Source organism: Maribellus mangrovi, from assembly GCF_037646455.1.
Taxonomy (GTDB): Bacteria; Bacteroidota; Bacteroidia; order Bacteroidales; family Prolixibacteraceae; genus Draconibacterium; species Draconibacterium mangrovi_A.
In genome coordinates this window covers 729,907-749,223 of record NZ_JBBIXN010000001.1, presented here as the reverse complement: position 1 = coordinate 749,223, position 19,317 = coordinate 729,907, and the positions used below count along the sequence as shown (strand labels likewise).

The 19,317-nt window shown below is 41.3% G+C and carries 21 protein-coding genes; 6 read left to right on the top strand and 15 right to left on the bottom strand.

Features of this window, described 5'->3' with window-relative positions; translation table 11 throughout:
- Positions 1-103: 103 nt before the first annotated feature.
- From secG to WFY05_RS02825, 4 genes are read right to left on the bottom strand one after another with little or no spacing between them, the layout of a single operon-like run.
- Positions 104-496, bottom strand: a complete 393-nt coding sequence (gene secG, locus WFY05_RS02840; protein ID WP_340111209.1) for a preprotein translocase subunit SecG — start codon at positions 494-496, stop codon at positions 104-106.
- 4 nt (positions 497-500) lie between these two features.
- Complete coding sequence (locus WFY05_RS02835) at positions 501-1,094, bottom strand: tetratricopeptide repeat protein (protein ID WP_340111208.1); 594 nt, start codon at positions 1,092-1,094, stop codon at positions 501-503.
- 2 nt (positions 1,095-1,096) lie between these two features.
- Complete coding sequence (locus WFY05_RS02830) at positions 1,097-1,612, bottom strand: LptE family protein (RefSeq protein ID WP_340111207.1); 516 nt, start codon at positions 1,610-1,612, stop codon at positions 1,097-1,099.
- Between the two features lie 4 nt (positions 1,613-1,616).
- Complete coding sequence (locus tag WFY05_RS02825; RefSeq protein WP_340111206.1) at positions 1,617-2,846, bottom strand: sigma-54 interaction domain-containing protein; 1,230 nt, start codon at positions 2,844-2,846, stop codon at positions 1,617-1,619.
- A gap of 256 nt (positions 2,847-3,102) precedes the next feature.
- Between WFY05_RS02825 and kdsB the strand changes: the two genes are divergently transcribed.
- The 3 genes from kdsB to WFY05_RS02810 all read left to right on the top strand — a co-directional run bounded on the left by kdsB (position 3,103) and on the right by WFY05_RS02810 (position 6,548).
- Positions 3,103-3,840 carry a 3-deoxy-manno-octulosonate cytidylyltransferase gene (gene kdsB, locus WFY05_RS02820; protein WP_340111205.1) on the top strand — a complete coding sequence of 246 codons (738 nt, stop codon included), beginning with the start codon at positions 3,103-3,105 and terminating at the stop codon, positions 3,838-3,840.
- Positions 3,841-3,911: 71 nt separating this feature from the next.
- On the top strand, positions 3,912-4,262 hold the full coding sequence (locus tag WFY05_RS02815; RefSeq protein WP_340111204.1) for a T9SS type A sorting domain-containing protein: 351 nt from the start codon (positions 3,912-3,914) through the stop codon (positions 4,260-4,262).
- 60 nt (positions 4,263-4,322) lie between these two features.
- The gene (locus WFY05_RS02810; RefSeq protein ID WP_340111203.1) at positions 4,323-6,548 is read left to right on the top strand and encodes a phospholipase D-like domain-containing protein; all 2,226 of its coding nucleotides are present in this window, start codon (positions 4,323-4,325) and stop codon (positions 6,546-6,548) included.
- Between the two features lie 116 nt (positions 6,549-6,664).
- Here the strand turns inward: WFY05_RS02810 and WFY05_RS02805 are convergent, their stop codons facing one another.
- The 7 genes from WFY05_RS02805 to WFY05_RS02775 form a co-directional block, all read right to left on the bottom strand.
- Positions 6,665-7,759, bottom strand: coding sequence for a glycoside hydrolase family 53 protein (locus tag WFY05_RS02805; protein ID WP_340111202.1), 1,095 nt, complete (start codon positions 7,757-7,759; stop codon positions 6,665-6,667).
- Between the two features lie 35 nt (positions 7,760-7,794).
- A complete protein-coding gene (locus WFY05_RS02800; protein ID WP_340111201.1) occupies positions 7,795-9,138 on the bottom strand; it encodes a 1-acyl-sn-glycerol-3-phosphate acyltransferase in 1,344 nt (447 codons plus the stop codon).
- A 12-nt stretch (positions 9,139-9,150) separates the two neighbouring features.
- Complete coding sequence (locus WFY05_RS02795; RefSeq protein ID WP_340111200.1) at positions 9,151-10,110, bottom strand: bile acid:sodium symporter family protein; 960 nt, start codon at positions 10,108-10,110, stop codon at positions 9,151-9,153.
- A gap of 116 nt (positions 10,111-10,226) precedes the next feature.
- Positions 10,227-11,381 (bottom strand): alkaline phosphatase, encoded by a 1,155-nt coding sequence (locus WFY05_RS02790; RefSeq protein ID WP_340111199.1) that lies wholly within the window; start codon positions 11,379-11,381, stop codon positions 10,227-10,229.
- 96 nt (positions 11,382-11,477) lie between these two features.
- A complete protein-coding gene (locus tag WFY05_RS02785) occupies positions 11,478-12,140 on the bottom strand; it encodes an AlbA family DNA-binding domain-containing protein (RefSeq protein WP_340111198.1) in 663 nt (220 codons plus the stop codon).
- Positions 12,141-12,145: 5 nt separating this feature from the next.
- Positions 12,146-13,021 carry a VIT1/CCC1 transporter family protein gene (locus WFY05_RS02780; RefSeq protein ID WP_340111197.1) on the bottom strand — a complete coding sequence of 292 codons (876 nt, stop codon included), beginning with the start codon at positions 13,019-13,021 and terminating at the stop codon, positions 12,146-12,148.
- Between the two features lie 93 nt (positions 13,022-13,114).
- A complete protein-coding gene (locus WFY05_RS02775; protein ID WP_340111196.1) occupies positions 13,115-13,561 on the bottom strand; it encodes a GNAT family N-acetyltransferase in 447 nt (148 codons plus the stop codon).
- A gap of 134 nt (positions 13,562-13,695) precedes the next feature.
- On the opposite strand from WFY05_RS02775, the gene yjjX reads away from it, so the two are divergent.
- Positions 13,696-14,229, top strand: a complete 534-nt coding sequence (gene yjjX, locus WFY05_RS02770; protein ID WP_340111195.1) for an inosine/xanthosine triphosphatase — start codon at positions 13,696-13,698, stop codon at positions 14,227-14,229.
- On the opposite strand, the gene WFY05_RS02765 is transcribed toward yjjX, so the two are convergent.
- Complete coding sequence (locus WFY05_RS02765) at positions 14,216-14,539, bottom strand: NifB/NifX family molybdenum-iron cluster-binding protein (RefSeq protein ID WP_340111194.1); 324 nt, start codon at positions 14,537-14,539, stop codon at positions 14,216-14,218. The two genes, yjjX and WFY05_RS02765, sit on opposite strands and share 14 nt — an antisense overlap.
- A gap of 58 nt (positions 14,540-14,597) precedes the next feature.
- Positions 14,598-14,942 carry a carboxymuconolactone decarboxylase family protein gene (locus WFY05_RS02760; RefSeq protein ID WP_340111193.1) on the bottom strand — a complete coding sequence of 115 codons (345 nt, stop codon included), beginning with the start codon at positions 14,940-14,942 and terminating at the stop codon, positions 14,598-14,600.
- A 209-nt stretch (positions 14,943-15,151) separates the two neighbouring features.
- Here WFY05_RS02760 and WFY05_RS02755 point away from each other — a divergent pair, with 209 nt between their 5' ends.
- Together WFY05_RS02755 and WFY05_RS02750 are read left to right on the top strand one after the other, a co-directional pair.
- Positions 15,152-15,616, top strand: coding sequence for an SPOR domain-containing protein (locus WFY05_RS02755; RefSeq protein ID WP_340111192.1), 465 nt, complete (start codon positions 15,152-15,154; stop codon positions 15,614-15,616).
- Positions 15,609-17,507, top strand: coding sequence for an amidophosphoribosyltransferase (locus WFY05_RS02750; RefSeq protein WP_340111191.1), 1,899 nt, complete (start codon positions 15,609-15,611; stop codon positions 17,505-17,507). Before WFY05_RS02755 ends, WFY05_RS02750 begins: the two co-directional genes overlap by 8 nt.
- 15 nt (positions 17,508-17,522) lie before the next feature.
- Here the strand turns inward: WFY05_RS02750 and WFY05_RS02745 are convergent, their stop codons facing one another.
- Together WFY05_RS02745 and glsB are read right to left on the bottom strand one after the other, a co-directional pair.
- A complete protein-coding gene (locus WFY05_RS02745; protein WP_340111190.1) occupies positions 17,523-18,218 on the bottom strand; it encodes an NUDIX hydrolase in 696 nt (231 codons plus the stop codon).
- Positions 18,218-19,177, bottom strand: coding sequence for a glycine N(alpha)-acyltransferase GlsB (gene glsB, locus WFY05_RS02740; RefSeq protein ID WP_340111189.1), 960 nt, complete (start codon positions 19,175-19,177; stop codon positions 18,218-18,220). Before glsB ends, WFY05_RS02745 begins: the two co-directional genes overlap by 1 nt.
- Positions 19,178-19,317: the final 140 nt, after the last annotated feature.

Here is a 19,317-nt window from a genome sequence, read left to right as displayed (position 1 = left end):
CTTTAAAAAATGTTGGATACAAATGTTATTGTTATCCGAAAGACAAATAAAAAAAGAGCCATGTGTTTTAAACACATGGCTCTTTCTGTAAGAAATCTTTTTCTTAGTTCTCTCCGTCTTCATCGTTATTGTTAGCCGGAGTTGCATTGTTGTTTGTTGCCGGAGTTGCATCGTTTGTTGCAGGCGGTGCAGTGGGGAATGTTGGAACCTGAGTTGGATCAACTGCAGTTTCAATCTGATCCTGTACACGCGACTGATTGGCATCAATTTCATCGCGAGGAATAAAACCGGCGCCAACAACCGATAAGAATAGTAATGCACCAGCAAGTACCCACGTACCTTTTTCAAGGAAATCGGTGGTTTTACGCACACCCATTACCTGACCTGATGACTGAAAGTTGCTTGCTAAACCTCCGCCTTTTGAATTTTGTACCAATACAATCAATACCAAAAGGATGCAAACAATAAAAAGTAATACGGTAATTAAAATATACATCTTGCTAAGTATTATTCTTTATAACTTCAATTTCTTTAATTCGGCTTGCAAAGTAAATACTTTTTTCCGGATATTTCAAACTTAATTTTTCATAGGCGACCAAAGCTTTTTCGTAATTTTTTTGCTCAAAGTAAATGTTGGCCAGAGTCTCTGTAATTAAGTCATCACTTTCTTCTACGCTTTTTTTAATAATGTGGTTATTTCTTGTGTCTTCCGTAGCATTTTCAGGACCTTTCTTTTGTCGAATACCGGGGCCTGAACTTAAAAAACGATCGATTAAAGAGTCACCCGCAGATACGTTTTGTCCATCGAGGTGATAGTCGTGATGATTGGTGTCGCCTAAACCTGACGTTTCGGAAAGCTTAATTTCGTTGTTTAGAAATTTATAAAGTTGCCTGCGATCGGGCACTAAAATGGCTACTTTCTTCAGAACCGATTCAAAATCAGGCGAATTCAATATTTTCAGGTTTTTTAAATACAGCATCCAACCTGCCTGAAACCATGGTAAATCGGTTATTAATCTATGTAACTGATCCAGCGATTCTTCTGTAAAGGGCAATTCATGGCGTAAGTATTTCTTAAGCTGTTCTTTATCCATAATTACCAGTTTGCAATGGTAGCATTAAAAATATCTTCGGTCAATTTTTCGATAATGGCAGTCGTAAGTTCATCTTCAACTGAGCTGATGGGTAAACTGCTGTCAAAATCTTCGTAAGCTGTAAAGTTGGTCTCAAAATCGTCTTCAGGAACTTTGTGATTGGTATATTTCACTTTTATGGTGATCGTTAATCGCGTTTGCGATGACAGGTCGTCTTTTTGAACAGCCATTGGCCTGAACTCGTAACCCGTAATTTGTCCTTCAAATTCAATGTCCCCGTTTTCCGACATTTCATTCAGCGATGTTTGCCTTTGCAGTTTTTCGCGCAGTTGTTCGGTAAAACTCTGGCTTAATGTTGGATTTACCAGTCGTGCGCGGTTCGGAAAATAATAAACGGCAAAAGTTTTAACCTCGGGTGAAAGATTGGCACCCGTAAAGGAATAACTTATTTTACACGATTGCGAGATGCTTCCAATGATCATGGCCAACATGCTAACCAATAAAATTTTTCTCCACATAAAACTATCCCTTAATGTCGTATTCTTTAATTTTCCGGTAAAGCGTTCTTTCGGAGATTCCGAGTTCCTGGGCGGCATATTTTCGTTTTCCACGGTGCTTTTCCAGAGCTTTTTTAATCAGTTCTATCTCCTTGTCGGCCAAAGAAAGCGATTCTTCAACAAATTCTTCTGTATCCTGAATATTTTCTTTATCGACATGCGAAATATGAATCGGATTGTGCGCAGGTTCCTTTGGTAAATGACTGTCTTCGTCGTGGTACAAATTACGGATGATCTTCGCCTGATCGCCTGAAATTGGTGCCTCGCGATTTTCCATTAAATCGAGTACCAGCTTTTTCAGGTCGTTCATATCGTTTTTCATATCGAAAAGCACTTTGTAAAGGATCTCGCGCTCGTTGGCAAACGATTGGTTACTTTCGGTACGTGCAAATATAGCTGGCAGGTTGGCACCTCCTTCATTAGGCAAATAATGACGCAAAACATCGCCCGGAATTTCGCGATCCTGTTCAATAATTGAAATCTGCTCGGTGACATTCTTTAGCTGTCGAATGTTTCCCGGCCAGCGGTAATTGTTGAGCAGAGTTCGGGCATCGTCGGTAAGTCGAACCGGCGGCATGCGGTATTTTTCGGCAAAATCGCGTGCAAATTTCCTGAATAGCAAATTTATATCGTCCGAACGTTCGCGAAGCGGCAAAACGTTTATGGGCACCGTATTTAAACGGTAATAAAGATCTTCCCGAAACTGTCCTTCTTCAATAGCTTTCGGAATGTTTACGTTGGTTGCAGCAATAACACGAACATTGGTTTTAATTACTTTTGAAGAACCAACCCGGATAAATTCACCCGATTCAAGTACCCTTAAAAGTCGTACCTGGGTTGAAAGCGGCAACTCTCCAATTTCATCTAAAAAAATAGTTCCGCTATCTGCCTCCTGAAAATAACCCTTACGATCGGAAAGTGCTCCGGTAAAGGCTCCTTTTTCGTGTCCAAAGAGTTCGGAATCGATGGTTCCTTCCGGAATGGCACCACAGTTAACCGCGATGTATTTACCGTGTTTGCGGCTTGAGAACTGGTGAATGATCTGCGGAAAAATTTCTTTACCCACACCGCTCTCTCCTGTAATCAGAACCGAAAGATCAGTGGGTGCAACCTGCACTGCCACTTCAATGGCCCGGTTTAATCCCGCAGAATTACCTATAATTTCGAAACGTTGCTTTATCGTTTGTAAATCCATGTCGTAAAAAATAATCGTCTTTCTGTTTCATTTTGCAGAAACAAAATGCTTTAGCTATGAATTCTCCGTGGGTTGAAATTTCCGCGGGAATTACAAAGCGCAAATTTACAATTTTTCGGCGGCTTTATAATTTGGATCCAATCAATTAAGCTTTTTTAGTTTTTCGCATTCTTTTTTAAGGCACGATTAACGCGTGCAATTCTCAGGCATCACTATCTTTGCTTCTCAGCAAAACGTTGAATTAAATATGTCATTTATGAAATTTGCAGGCATTATCCCGGCTCGTTATCAGTCGACACGTTTCCCCGGAAAACCTTTGGCGATGATCAAGGACAAACCAATGATTCAGTGGGTGTATGAGAATGCATCAAAAGCATTGGATTTGGTTTGGGTGGCTACCGACGACGACCGGATTATTGAGGCCATTGAGGCCTTTGGCGGAAAGGTGGTGAAAACGCTGCCAACGCATCAAAGTGGTACCGATCGCTGTGCCGAAGCTGCCCGTATTGTTGGCGAAAATGCCGAATTCGATGTCGTGATCAACATTCAGGGCGACGAGCCTTTTATTAAACCCGAACAAATCGAAGTGCTGAAAAACTGTTTTCAAGATGGTGATGTTGAGCTGGCTACCTTGGTGAAAAAAATTGAATCGGAGGAAGAACTTTTGAATCCCAATCGGCCAAAGGTTGTCGTGGACAATAAACAGAATGCACTGTATTTTAGCCGTTCGCCAATACCTTATTTTAGAGGAGAGAATAACGCTGAATGGCACTTAAAGCATTCGTTTTGGGCACACATTGGGTTGTATGCTTTTCGTGTCCAAACACTTCAGGAACTTACTCAGCTAAAACAAACTCCGCTTGAACTGGCCGAATCGCTCGAGCAATTGCGCTGGCTCGAAAACGGGTATAAAATTAAAACGGCTGAAACTACTTTCCGAACCATTGGTATAGATACACCCGAAGATCTTGACGCTGCATTGCAACTATTTTAATGTTTTGCTGTCGGTATTAATAAAGGCATGTTATTTGCATTACATGTTTTAAGTCATTAAAATTAGAATTCATGAAACAGTTAATACTTGCATTATTCATATTTATAGTTCCATTTCAGTTGCTGGCCAACACAGGGTGGGAGGATAGCTTTTCTTCCAATGAAGAACTTAAGTCTGATCTCAAAGTTTATCCAAATCCTGTGAAGAACAACCAGGTAACCATCGATTTTCAAACAAAAAGAATGGTTGAAGTTCGGCTGGTGAATATTACCGGGGAAGAGGTTTTGAGAAAGCAATTTGATTTTCCGGAACAAAAGAAAACTATAAAACTTAATTCCATCCCCAACGGAATCTACATTCTTCAAATTAAAACATCGGAAGAAAAGTTGATCTCGAAAAAGCTGATGATCTCGAGAAATTAAAGGTATTTTAAATTAAAACACTTGAAAATTTATACTTTCGGGTCTTTAATTTAAAAATCCATGAGACGATCTTTATTATTTCTTTTATTATCAGCGTTAACGCTTTTTGCCAGTGCACAAACTAAAATTGGCGATGCAAGAAATCAAAGTGTTGGAAGTGTTGTAACGGTTTCAGGAATTATTACCAACGGTGATGAATTGGGAGCGATTCGATACATGCAGGATGAAACCGGAGGAATCGGTGTTTATGATTATCAACTTTCAGATGTAAATCCCGGTGATTCAATAACCGTTACAGGTGCTCTGGATGACTACAGAAATTTACTGGAAATAAATCCTGTTTCTTCGTTCTCTGTTCATAAAAGTGGTCTCGATTTACCAGACCCAATAGAACTTACGATTGATCAAATTGGAGAAGACTATGAAGGACAATTAATTACTGTACATCATATTTCGATGGTGGATGTTGGCGGTACATTTGCCGGCAATAGGAATTATGGATTTACTGATGGTGGCCTAACGGGAGAACTTCGTGTAAATTCTGCCAGTCCGATTGTTGGCCAACCAATTCCAACCGAGGAATTTTCCTTAGTGGCAATTTGTTCTCAGTTTTCAACTGTATCAAATGATACCAGAAGCGGATATCAATTGTTGCCGCGAACCATGGATGACTTTATTACGGAGAGCCCCATTAATTTTCTGACGCCGGTTAAGGTGATCAGTTTATCACAAAATTCGGTTCTTCTGGGTTGGGAGACCGATTCGGGTGGTACACCTTTTGTTCGATACGGAAGTTCCGTTAATACCCTAACAAATATTAAGCAAGGCGATTCAACCACATCTGACGAGCATAATTATCATATTGCTGAAATTACCGGATTAAACCCGTCGGAAATTGTTTATGCGCAGCCGTTTATGGTGTTGGGGAACGACACTGTTTCCGGTACTGTTGGAATTTACATCACCGAGTCGAATTCAACAGGTAAAGTACATGTTTATTTTAATACAGATGTTGATGAAACACTGGCTGCCGAAACAATGGCAAATTACATTGGAAGTTACATGGAAGATACGCTGGCGGCCTATATCAATCGTGCTGAACAAGCTATCGATTTAAGCATCTACAATTTCGATAATAATACTGTAAAAAATGCCTTAAATGCGGCTAAACAACGTGGAGTGCAAATCAGAGTAATTACCTGCGAATCGACAACGCATGCCAGTATTTACGATTTGTCGGATGAAATTCCGGTACTGGAACGACCTGAAATCCAAGGAGAACAAAGCGGAATTATGCATAACAAATTTGCCGTCATCGATGCGAATCATGCCAATGCCGGTAAAGCGTGGGTGTGGTCGGGGTCTACAAATTTGACTCCGGGGCAACTATACTCCGATGCTAATAATATGATCTTCATCCAGGATCAGTCCTTGGCTAAAACCTACAAAATGGAGTTTGAAGAAATGTGGGGAAGCAATACCAATCAACCCAATGCTTTAAAAGCTTTGTTTGGCGAAGATAAATCAGATAATACACCTCACGAGCTTGTGATTGGCGGCAATCGGGTGGAATGTTATTTTAGTCCTTCCGATCATACCAACCAAAAAATAATCGATGCCATTGGTACCGCAGACTTCAATCTCTATGTGGAAACCATGTTGATCACCCGCTCCGATTTGGCCGGTTCTATTACAGATGCATATCAGCGCGGTGTAAAAGTGCATGTGTTAAACGATGAGGAAAATTCGAACGTTGATTACGTGAACGATGCCCTGACTAACACACTTCCGGCAGGAAAATTTGTTTTTGATGATACTGCCCCGGGATTACTGCACCACAAGTTGGCCATTATCGATGCGAACAATCCGTCTTCCGATGCTCAGGTAATTACCGGAAGCCACAACTGGAGTAATTCGGCCGATGAACGCAACGACGAAAATACACTGATAATTCATGATCCGGATGTTGCCAACCAGTACCTTCAGCAATTTGCTTATCGGTTCGAACAAAACAGTGGCGATTTTCTGGTATCAACACCTGTATTTGAAAATCCGGAATTAGAAGTTTATCCCAATCCGAGCGCAGGAAAAATCACTGTAAGTTCTGATCGCGTCATAAAAAATGTTCAGCTTTTCGATCTGAATGGCTCCTTAATTCAACAATGGCAGGGAAATGCAGGAAAACGCTTAACTATCTCACTTCCTTCTAAACTGCACGGAGTATTTTTATTCAAAGTTGAGCAGGACAACGGATCGCTTGGGATTCATAAAATAGTGAAATATTAATTCAGCAGTCGAGCTAGTTGCAGATCTGAAAATAAGGTTGAATAAATTATTAAGAATAATAACAATTCACGTAAAGATTGTTATAGAAGCAAAACGGTCCTTCTTCTATTTATTGTTTATTCCGAATCAAATTCATTTAAAACGGGCAGGGCTTTATTGTTGAAATCGAAAAGGGCCAGGTTTTCCCAGGGCGATGCGTCGGTGCCTTCGGGACCTTTCCAGGCAATTTGCTCGCCACCCCAATACGAAAATCCCAATCCATGTTCCACATTTTCCCACGAAATGGTTCGTATTGCGCGAATAAATTCCTGTTGTCCTATTGAAGTTGCCGGATAATCGGGTAATATCAACTGATCTTCAGTGCCAATGATGTTGTTGGTCCAGTCGTTCCATTCGAACGTAAACGGATAAGAAGTTTCTGCAACAATTATATCCTTGTCGTAGCTTGTACTTAACTGCTTCATAGTCGATTCCAGTTTCGAAATATCTTTTCCGTGCCACCAAGGGTAGTAGGAGAGTCCGATAATATCAAAATCAAGGTCTTTGAGTTTGTTGTAAAAAAGGCTGGCACCGTTAAATCCGGCATAATGCAACATTATTTTTGTTGTTGAATTTGTGTTGCGCACTGCTTCAATTCCGGCATCGAGTAGGGCTTTAAACTGATCGAAGTTGTTGCTGTTTCCTATAGGATGCATAAACCCCGAGTTGATCTCGTTACCGATCTGGATAAAATCGGGCGACATTTCTTCCACTACTTTTGTGGTATAAGCGCTCATGCTGTCCATTAAATTCGGATAATCCAGGTTTTGCCAGCGTGCCGGCGTTTCCTGCTTTCCCGGATCGGCCCAGGTATCGGAGTAATGCACGGTGAGCCAGGTTTTAAATCCTTTGCTGTGCAGTGTTTGCGAAAATTGTTTTACTTCCGCAAAACCTGCATGTCCATCAGCCGGATCGATCCACAATTTCAAGCGGATCGTATTTACCCCGCTTTCTTTCAGGATGGTCAACATGTCCTTCTCCCGGTTATTTTGATCGTAAAAAACAGGATCGCTCAACATGATTTCGGGGTACCGTGAAATATCAACCGAAGAAATAAAAGTCTTTTCATTTTCCGGTGGTTCGGGATCGGGAGTTTCATCTTTACTACAGCCCCCGGCCAACATAAAAAGCAGTATGCCGGCAATCAGTAGATTATTAATGTTTGAATTCATAATCGTTTTCTAAATTGGGAGTTGCTTGTCAAAATTTATGCCTTAATCAAGGTATCGAGTTTTGCATACAATTCTTTTTTCAACTCCATAATCTTGTGGTATTCTTTTTTGTTGAATATCCACAGGTTGAGCAAGTTTCCTCTGCCCCAGGTTTTGCGAAGCAATATAAACCAGTTGAAGGCAATTTTTCCTGCAAATGGCAGCGAAACCAGGAACAATAATTTCAACCAGGTTCCGGGTATTAAACCCGAAACAGCCCAAATTTCGAGCAGATAAATAATCGGGAAAAGTATTATTCCCAACAACAGCGAAAAAGTACTCCAGAATGCCACATCTTTGATTTTTGCACGTACAATTTTGTCGATGGCAAAAAATGGAATGGCGTTAAAAGTGAAGCCAAATAAAAAGAACGGTAGACCGATTATGAGAACCAGTTTATTGACAACAATTTTCAATGCATTATTTTCGGGCTTATCAAGCAGCCAGTTTCTAAGGTGTCGCTTTCTTAATGTTTTCTGGTACTTGCGGGCAGAATGGGCCAGGTCTTTTATTTTTTCCGGCGCTTCATTTTCCAGAATATCCAGTTGCCGGCTCAGTTTTTGGTCGGAATAAAACAGGTTGACCGGGGTATTTTTAATGCCCTGACGCTTCAGGAATTCTTTTCCATAATACTCTCTGATAAGTTCGATATCGTGGTAATGATCCTTACTTCTTATGTTGATCGTTAGTTTATCAATTTCCTCGTAGAGCTTTTCGCGCAAAGCCATGGTGGCCGCATTCGAATTGTTCTGGTATTCTTCCAGGTAATTGTTCACCAGTACCGGATCCCCAAAATTAACAAGAACGCTGCGGTTAAATTTCCAGTAACTACTATAGTAAATCCCGGTAGGTATAATGTGAATATCGATGTTTTCATCCGATTTTTCTTCGGCCATAAAAACGATTCGCGGCACAGCTTTCTTATGTGCCAGCATTTGACGTTTTCCCGAGTGTGCTGCTTCAGGAAAAAGTGCGAGGGCACCGTTGCTTTTCAAAACTTTTATGGAGTTGTTGAAGGTGGTATCGTTATTAGCCATCTGATCTTTCCCGTCGCGGATGCGATACACCGGCATAATTTTCATGAAACGCAAAATAGCAGCGGCGATCTTGTTTTTGAAAATATCGGCACGGGCCAGCCACACCGGCTGGTACGGGGTATATAACAAAACGGCCATCGGATCGCTAAGAGCATTCTGATGATTTGGCGCAAACAGGATCGGTTTGTCCCTCGGAATCTTTTCCTTCCCGTTTATTGTAATTCTTTTATGAATGATCAGGTCGGCAAAGCGTACAATATTTTTTAATACCCAATAACCCGGCGACCACTTTTCGTATTTCATTTGTTGCTGAATTTATACTTTAAACGACTTGCTGAGGTGATAACGCGACATGAGGTACGCGACACCAAAACCACTTAATATGTGCCAAACTCCCCACCAGGCTGCAATAATTGTCATGCCGCCAAGTTCAAGTTCGGGAGGAAATATTTTGGGATTGAACATTAATACCAGAGCCAATCCTGAATTCTGAATGCCGGTTTCAATCGTAATCGTTCTTCGGTCGATACGTGGCAGACGCGCCAGTGAACTTATTGAATATCCCGAAAGCAATGCCAGTGCATTATGAATAAGAACAATCAGGAAAACCAGGTGAATAAATCTTCGGAAATGATCGAAATTAGCGCTTAATAGAATAATTACAAAAGCTATAAAAATAAGTATGGAAAGTTGCCTGATTGGCTTTCTTATTTTTGCTGTTAGTTTGGGTAAATATTGCGAAAACAGCAGTCCGACAACTACTGGTATTCCTAATAATATCACTACGGTTTGCACCATTTGCACAAATTCAATTTTTATAGGGACGAGTAGATCTGTAGCCCCGCTGCTGTTGTAAAAATTGATGTAAAATTTTCCCCAGAGCGCAAAATTTATGGGTGTCATGAATGTGGCTGCCAGCGTTGCTATGGCTGTTAAACTAACCGAAAGTGCCAGGTTACCTTTCGCCATGGCACTCATGAAGTTGGATATATTACCACCCGGACAAGCGGATATCAAAATCATTCCCAGGGCAACCGTTGGTGTTGGATTTAAAACCAGAATAAACAGAAACGTAACGGCCGGTAACAGGAAAAACTGTGAAATTACTCCAACCAGAACAGCTTTGGGGCGCATGGCCAGTTCTTTAAAATGCTCGAACTTAATGTCAAGCGCTACACCAAACATGATAAACGCGATGGTAACATTAAGTGCAAATAGTCCGGTAGGAGAGAAATTTAATCTGATATGATCTAATACCTCAAGCGCTTCTTTCATCGATTTGATTTGGTAGAAATTCGGTGGCAAGATAAAAAACTATGGTTAATTTTCATAAAAAAGACCGGAACCAAGCGTAACTCAGATTCCGGTCGTCTTTAATCTACTTTATTTCTTTATTGCCCCAAAAGCAACGATTTCATTTTTTTATATAAATCGGTATTATCCATAATACCTGTAAACTCTTCTGCACCCGGACCATATGCAAATACCGGAACCATAACACCGGTATGTCCTTTCGAAGTAAATTCTCCTTTCACCATTCCGGAGTTCATATCGCCACCGGCAATGGCCAGCCCTCCTGTTTCGTGGTCGGCAGTCACAACAATTAATGTTTCACCGTCGTTGGCAGCAAAGTCTAAAGCTTTACCAATGGTTTTATCAAAATCGAGCATGTCTTCCACAATATAAATGCTGCTGTTGGCATGGCCGCCCCAGTCAACCTGCGAGCCTTCTACCATTAAAAAGAATCCTTTATCGTTGTTATCCAGAATATTCAGTGCAGTATTTGTAGCAACGGGAAGCATATCACCGCGTTCAGCCACACGGCCGTTATGGATACCGGCAGTTAAACCTACCAGCTTACCTGATTTTACCATGGCAATTTTATCCATGTCATGTTCCACCTGATAATCTTTTGCTTCAAGTTCACTTAGCAGATTTCTTTTGTCTTGACGCTTTGTAAAATGGTCGTTACCACCACCAATAAACACATCGATATCGGTGTTCAGGAAATCGGCAGCAATGGCCTCGTACATTCCCCGGCTGGGTTCGTGTGCAATAAACGAAGCCGGTGTGGCGTGCGTAATTGCCGAGGTTGAAACCAGACCGGTTGACAGGCCTACTTCTTCTGCTTCTTCCAAAATAGTTTTAACAGCTACTGTGTCGGTATTCACGCCAATGGCTCCGTTGTATGTTTTTACACCGCATGAAATGGCAGTACCTCCGGCAGCTGAGTCGGTTATGTAATCGTCGGCAGATTGCGTTTTCGAAAAACCAATGTGTTTAAAATTGCTCAGGAAAAGGTTTCCGTGGTTGGCAGTAAGTCCGGCAAATACCTGCGATACTCCCATCCCGTCACCAATCATCAGGATGATGTTTTTGGGTTTCTCCGCTTTAAAATTCTGCTTGTAAGTTTTTACTTTGTAAGCCTCGCCGCCCAAATACGTTTTTTCTTTTGCTTCTGCACTGGCATCCATGTAGGCATCCTGCGCCCGTGAATTGCATCCCGCTGAAACGAGAACAAATAGTATTAAAAGATATCTTGTCATTTTTTTAAATTAATTGAACAGTCAAAAGTATTTAATTCTTTGTGTTTGTCTCACATATTAACAATAAAATTCTGCTAAGATTTTATTAATATCCTGTCAAGAAAATTTGTCCAGTTCGTTTCGGTCAAAATCCTCATTCAAACTAAAAAGAGTCCCTTCTTCGCCGGTGTGAATCCGAATAATATCAATGACCACAAAATTACTGAGTATCTCGGTGGCTTTTTTTCTTGTGATTTCAGCCAGTCGCATAAATTTTGAAAATGAAACGTAAGGATAATTCTGCAGGTAATTGATCAGAAAACGCTCGTCGTCGGAGTAAGTAAAACAAATTCCCTTGCTGCTTTTTTGTTTTTTCCAGGCTTCGATCTGGATGCGGTGAGTCAGGAAATTTTCGTCGGCTACCCGTATATACGCGAGCCACTTTCCGTTTTCATCTCTGGCAAAATAGGGTTTTTCTTCGCCCGGTTCAATGCCTATTTCAAGTACTGTTTTCCCTTCCACCTTCCACTGGCGTGTTGTAAAATCGATGGCAGGCTTGCTGTAAATTTTAGCCGCCGATTCGATCATGTAATATTCTTCGTCGCTGCTGATCCCGGCAATTTTACCATTGTCTTTTACGCCAATCAGTAACCTGCCACCATCAGTATTTGCGAAAGCAACAAGCGATTTTGCGATTTTTTTCGAATCGTTGATGCAATACTTAAAATCTTGCTGCTGATGCTCGCCGCGGGCAATTAATTTATGTAGATACGTGCTCAATATTTCTATACTTCAATACCAAAAACAATACGTGCCAGGTAACCAAGTCCAAACGAAATTAATCCTACTACTGTACTCAGTGTAACCATTTCAACAAATCGTTTGCGGAATGGTTGTTCGTTGGCCACCGAAATGTAAAATGTAAACAGAAATACCACAAAAATGGAATCGATTACCGCGACGGCCAAACTGGTAAAAGGCGATCCGAAAATAAAATAAGGAACAACCAGGAAGACTACGGCAAAAACATAGGCGAGTCCTGTGAAAATGGCTGATTTTACGGCGCCCTCAACCTTCCCTTCTGATTTGTTGGAAAGGTATTCCGAAGAGGACATTGAAAGTGCTCCGGCAATTCCGGTAATAATGCCTGCCAGTGCAACCAATTTGTTGTTTTGAAGTGCAAAAGTTAGTCCGGCCAACGTTCCGAGGATCTCAACCAAAGCATCGTTCAGCCCCAAAACAATCGAGCCAATGTATTTCAACTGGTCTTCATCAATCATGGCGATCAATTCCTGTTCATGCTTATTTTCGTCGTGGCTGATGGTTAATGCTTCGGGGATTTCTTTTCCAATTTCATTGTAATTGATCTGGGCACGTTCTTCTCCACGTTCCATAATCTTCAATCCAAATGTCAATCCAAAAATGCGCGAAATCCAGTAGTATTTTTTGATGTCCCATTTGCTGGGAGCTACTTCTCGTTTGCTGTAGTCTTTCCAAATGTTGTAGTGCCACAGCTCATCGTCGGCAATTTTGTCGAGAATGATTTTATTGGTCTCTTTTTTTGTTCGTTTTGCGAGACGCTTGTAAATGTGATACTCGGTTATTTCGGCCCTTTGCGCTTTAATGATCTGGTCGCGCACCAGAGGAGTCAGCGATTTCATAAGTAGTGAATTTCAATGTTTTTTACGATTTTGACGGCAAAATTTCCTGATTTTCCGAATTAAATTGCTGCCCTGTCGATCCTCGTTATTTAATTATTTCAACCACTCAAACGTAATATAGTGGTCCTGGTTCATCCCGAGGTTTTCGTAGGTTTTGTGGGCAGCCAGGTTCGATTTGTCGGCGTACAGGCGAATTCCCATTAAATTGTCGGAACTGAGTACCAAACTTTTAATGTGTGAATACATGTTACGGTAAACGCCACGTCGGCGGTACTGTGGCATTACATAAACCGACTGAATCCAAAGTACAGTACCATTTCTCCAGTCGCTCCATTCGTAAGTTGTAAGCAGCGAACTAACCACTTTCTTATTGACTTCGGCAACATAGTAGATCCCTTTTGAAGGATCTTCAAGTACTGCCTTTACACCTTTTTCCAGCGGATCGATACGCAATTCAATTCCTTCGGTTTCACGGGCCATTGCCTGCTGAAAATTTACAATCGATTCATAATCTTTTATGGTAGCTTTCCGTACTTTCATGTTCTAGTGATTTATACTGACGAAAATAGTAAATCCGTTTCATAAACAAAGTGATAAATGTTTGCCCGTTTTCAGAGGCAATCAATAATTTCTTTTGATTGAAAAATGCCTATTTTCAGAAAAAATAAAAGTGTATGAAAGTATGTGTGGCTTCGGCAAATCCGGTAAAAATAAATGCAACAAAAAGTGGATTTGAAACCTATTTTAGTGATGTCGATGTTCAGGGAATGACTGTGGATTCAGGTGTTTCAGATCAGCCCATGAGCGACACCGAGACTTTGGAAGGTGCGCGTAACCGGGCAGCAAAAATCAGAAAATTGTTTCCGGCGGCCGATTACTGGGTTGGCATCGAAGGGGGAGTTGAACGAGACTATAAAAATTTGTCGGCTTTTGCATGGATAGTGGTGTTGAGTCGCAATGGGAAAGGTGAATCGCGGACAACGACGTTTTATTTACCGCCGCAAGTGAGCGAATTAATTGACAGTGGCTACGAATTGGGCACAGCCAACGATTGGATATTTAAAAAGCACAATTCGAAACAAAAGTCGGGGGCAGTTGGGCTTTTAACACAGGATAAATTAACGCGAACAGAATTGTATACGCAAGCCGTTCAACTGGCACTGATCCCGATCATCAACCGGGAAATGTATCGTCCTACTGCTCGCTGATACGATCCATGATCTCTTCGATCTTTATTCGCTCTTCGTGCAGCAACACCAGTTGTAGTTTTTCTTTTTCAAGTTTTTTGCTCACCATTGGGCCCACCTCGCCCGTTATAATTGTTGTTACACCTTGTTTCTGAAGGAATTCTACCAGCTTTATTCCACTGTGTTCCTGCTCCACAAAAGTGTTTTCCTGGATGGAAAAAACATTTTTAACCGGATCGAAAAGAACAATGTTGGCACATTTGCCAAAACGCAAATCAAGAAAGGATTTTTCGGTTTTACCCGATGAAGTTATCGCAAAAAGTTTATTCATTTTTTACTGTTTAATCGACTATTGATAACAAATAAATCTGGAAAAAGATCACTGAAAATTACGAATTGCATAATTCTTCCCAGTATTCCACCGCTCTTCGTGTGTGTGGAATAACAATGGTTCCGCCTACTAAATTGGCAACACCAAACAACTCAAATATTTCTTCGGTTGTGACACCTTGTTCGTAACATTTTTCAAGGTGGTATTTTACACAGTCGTCGCAGCGTAAAACCATCGAGGTAGCAAGGCCCAGCATTTCTTTTACCCTGGTGCTTAAGGCGCCTTCCTGATAGGTCAGCGTGTCGAGGCTGTAAATACGTTTCATTACTTTGTTGTCCGAAGCCAGGATCCTATCATTCATTTTGGCCCGGTAAGCATTAAACTCTTCAACAAGTTTTCCCATGATGTTGCTTTAAAATATTAACTTTCAAACTTCGTTAGTTTAAGTATAGCGGCACCAAAGTTATTACTTATTACCGATGTAAAAAATGAATTCAACTTATGCTTTAAATTTGCTATTTTACCCAAAGATTAACGCTAGGTACTTGTTACCGCTAGTATGCTTGTTTTATATGTTTTTGATATATATTTGCACCTTCAAGAGATGAACTAATGAAGATTCTTTTTCTCTTTTTTATTGGATGTTTTGCTGTTCAGTTAGCAGTGGCTCAGGAGTTTGGCGGGGAGGATGTACAGCAGGATTCATTGCAGGTTTCTATGCTGAACGACTTGCAGGTAGAACGCGACGCGCGCCTTGATAAAATGGTGAGGTGGCACATCGAGAAAAATGAAGAGCGAGAAGGAATGGAAGGCTACCGGGTGGAGATCTTTTTTAGCTCCAATCAAAATGCTTTAGATAAGGCCACGGAAACCAAGGTTGATTTCTTGTCGGAATTCCCAGATTACCCTGTTTATATTAGATTTGTGGCTCCAAATTTCAGGGTCCGGGTTGGTGATTTCAGAACAAAGAACGAAGCCTGGAAACTCTACAAAAAAATTGAAAAAGATTATCCGACTGCTTTTGTTGTGCCGGATATAATTAATTTTCCTCAGCTGAAAGCAAAGCAATATGAGTGATCAGATTAAACACGAGTGTGGAATAGCATTTATCAGGTTGTTAAAACCATTGTCGTATTACCAAGAAAAATACGGGACCTGGAAATACGGTATCAACAAACTGTATTTGCTGATGGAGAAACAGCACAACCGTGGTCAGGACGGTGCGGGAGTGGCTTGTTTGAAGACGAACCTGGGGCCCGGAAATCCATACATTAGCCGCATCCGGTCGGTGGATCCAAATCCAATTCAAAATGTTTTTGATAAGTTGAATAAACCGCTGAAGAAAGCGAAACGACATGATGCAGATATTAACGATCCGGAATGGGCAGAAAATAATTTCCCGTTTGCCGGATCGCTTTATTTAGGGCATTTGCGTTACGGTACTTTTGGCAAGAACAGTATCGAATTTACGCATCCTGTAATGCGTCAGAACAACTGGAAATCGAGAAACTTGGTTTTGGCCGGTAATTTCAACCTTACCAATACCGATGAACTGTTCGATGTACTGCTCGATTTGGGCCAGCACCCAAAGGCCTATACAGACACTGTTACAGCTCTTGAAAAAGTCGGGCACTTTCTGGATGAAGAGAATCAGTTGCTTTTCAGAAAATATAAAAACGAAGGATACAGCAATTCTGAAATATCACCATTGATCGAAGAGAACCTGGATATTCAGAATATCCTGGAACGCGCCTCAAAAGATTGGGATGGAGGTTATGCCATGGCAGGATTGATTGGTCATGGCGATGCTTTTGTTGTCCGCGATCCTTGGGGAATTCGTCCTGCTCATTATTATTACGATGATGAAATTGTGGTAATCGCTTCCGAACGGCCGGTTATTCAGACCGTAATGAATGTGCATCACTCGAAAGTGAACGAAGTAGCGCCCGGTGAAGCATTGATTGTAAAGAAAGATGGTACAATCAGTCGCGAAATGGTGCGTGTGCCACATAAACGCAAATCGTGTTCTTTCGAGCGTATCTATTTTTCGCGAGGTAGCGACAAGGCAATTTACGAAGAACGAAAAGAACTGGGTAGATTGATCACTCCAATCGTGCTTAAAGCGGTTGATTACGATTTCGAAAATACTGTTTTTTCCTACATTCCTAACACCGCAGAAACAGCTTTTTACGGAATGGTCGAGGGGATCAGACATCACCTGGTTGACTGGAAGATCGAGCAGATACAATCGAAAAACGGATCGCTTGACAATAAAGAGATCAAGCGCATTCTGTCGTTCGAGCCTCGGGTGGAAAAAATTGCCATTAAGGATGTTAAGCTGCGAACGTTTATTGCCGACGACGCCAGCCGTGATGACCTGGTGGCTCACGTTTATGATGTGACCTACGGAATCATTAAAAACGATAAGGATACGCTTGTTATCATCGACGATTCTATTGTACGCGGCACTACACTTAAAAACAGTATCCTTAAAATTCTGGATCGTCTGAATCCGAAAAAGATAATTGTGGTTTCTTCGGCACCACAAATTCGTTATCCTGATTGTTACGGAATTGACATGGCGCGGCTCGATAAATTCATTGCTTTTAATGCGGCGATTGAGTTGTTAAAAGACCATGGAAAAGAAGGGTTAATTAAGGATGTTTACAACAAGTGCAAGGAACAGGAGAACCTGCCCAAAGAAGAGATTGTAAATTACGTTCGCGAAATTTACAAACCGTTTACTGCTGAAGAGATCTCCGCTAAAATTGCTGAATTACTCAAGCCCGAGGATTGTAAAGCCGAGGTGGAGATTGTTTATCAGTCGATTGAGAACCTGCACAAAGCCTGTCCGAATGATTTGGGCGACTGGTATTTTACCGGAAACTTCCCGACTCCGGGTGGAAACAGGGTAGTGAATTCATCCTTCATCAACTATGTGGAAGGGAAAGACGAAAGAGCGTACTAGTTTCAAGTTCAGAGTTTAGAGTTCAAAGTTGAATCCCCTTTGCAGCAATTCCTCGTATTTTTCGGTGTTGAATTTGTAATAGAAAGCCCCCTTTTTTGAGGTTTCTTTTTCTTTCTCCTCGAGTTTATCGAGCAGACCCATGGCCAGCACCTTGCGGCGGAAATTACGTTTGTCGAAAGGTTTTTGGTAAATGGCCTCGTACAGGCGCTGCAATTGCGGGATGGTAAATTTCTCGGGTAACAATTCAAATCCGATAGGCTGTGTTCGTGCCCTGATCCTTAATTTGCGCAAAGCTTTTGTTACCATTTCACTGTGGTCAAAGATCAGTTCAGGTATTTCGGACAATGGTATCCAGTAAGCGCCGTGTTTCTTCACAAGTTCCCGGTCGTACTCGTTGATTTTTATCAGCGACACATACGAAACAGAAATAATCCGTCCGCCGGGATCGCGGTCTGGTTCTCCAAATGAGTAGAGTTGCTCCATGTAAACATCTTCAAGCCCGGTAAGGGTTTCAACAATACGTTGGGCCGCACTGTCAAGGCTTTCGTTAGGATTTACAAAGCCACCCATTAGCGACCAGCGGCCACGGGCAGGTTCAAATTTTCTTTTTAAGAGAAGAACTTTTAATTCGTAGTCGTTTTCGTTAAATCCAAATATTATGGAATCAACGGCAACAAGAATCCTCGGGTGTTTTGAGTAGTACTCTACCATTATTCAGGTGTCGGAAAATCGTTGTCTTCCTTGTCTTTTATGTAAGTTTCAATATGTCGGTCGACTTTTACTTCGTAAATATCGCTAATGGTAACGATGATTCCTGTTTCCAGGACATTACCAAATTTCTCATTCCTGATGGTGCCAAAGGTTTTCATCGATGGCGACAGGTTCATGTATGCATTGACGAGTGGTGGCACATTTTCGCCAAACTCGCGTACACTTTGAATCAAGATCTTATAGTCTTCAGAATAATTTTTCCCGTTGAAGAGATTGCTCATCGCTTCCATGTCGATGTCGAACTCAACAGGATTTTTCGGATAAACCAGGTTTTCCTTATCGCGGAAATATTTTTTAAAGAAATACTGAATCAGATTCCGGGCTTCGCTGTGAAAGTGCTCGTACATCGTGATCTTACCAAAGAAATATTTTATCTCGGGATGATCAACTGTTAATGCACCAAGTCCGTCCCACAAATTGTCGAGGGCAAAAAGTGCTTTAGCACCTGCTTTGCTCGATTGGTAGGACGGCTGTACGAATGAGCGGCCCAATTCTAGTGTATAGGGCAAATAATCTCTTTTGAATTCTTCCGAAAAATGAAAAACTCTTGATGTTGCCATTAGCACATCATTGTTTTCGTCGGTCGGTGCTTCCATGCAAAGCATGTATCGGTAGCCTCCAAGAATCTCTTTGGCGTCAGGGTCCCATACAATTAACTGTTTGTACGGTTTTTCCTGTGTATCGTAATTGTCAATGTCGCTTCCTTTTCCAGTTCCGCCACCCGCATCTCGAAAAGTTATTTCGCGCAATCGACCAAGCTCGTGCATTAAGGCCGGCGAATCGTGGGCGGTTACAATGTAAATTTCATTCCCTCCCTTATTCGTCTTTCTTAGAAGTTTTTCCGGAGTTAGCTCTCTATATAATTCTTCCCTCGGCAGAGGTTTTACAATATCTTTCATGTGCATTCTTTGTTTTATTTACAAAAACACTCAGATCTCAACAAACTGTTTCTGGCCGTTTCGAAATTCCCTCTTTTTGAAAAATGGAATACAAAATTAAAAAAATCCGTGTAAGCAAGACACTTTAAGTGTTTTAATTC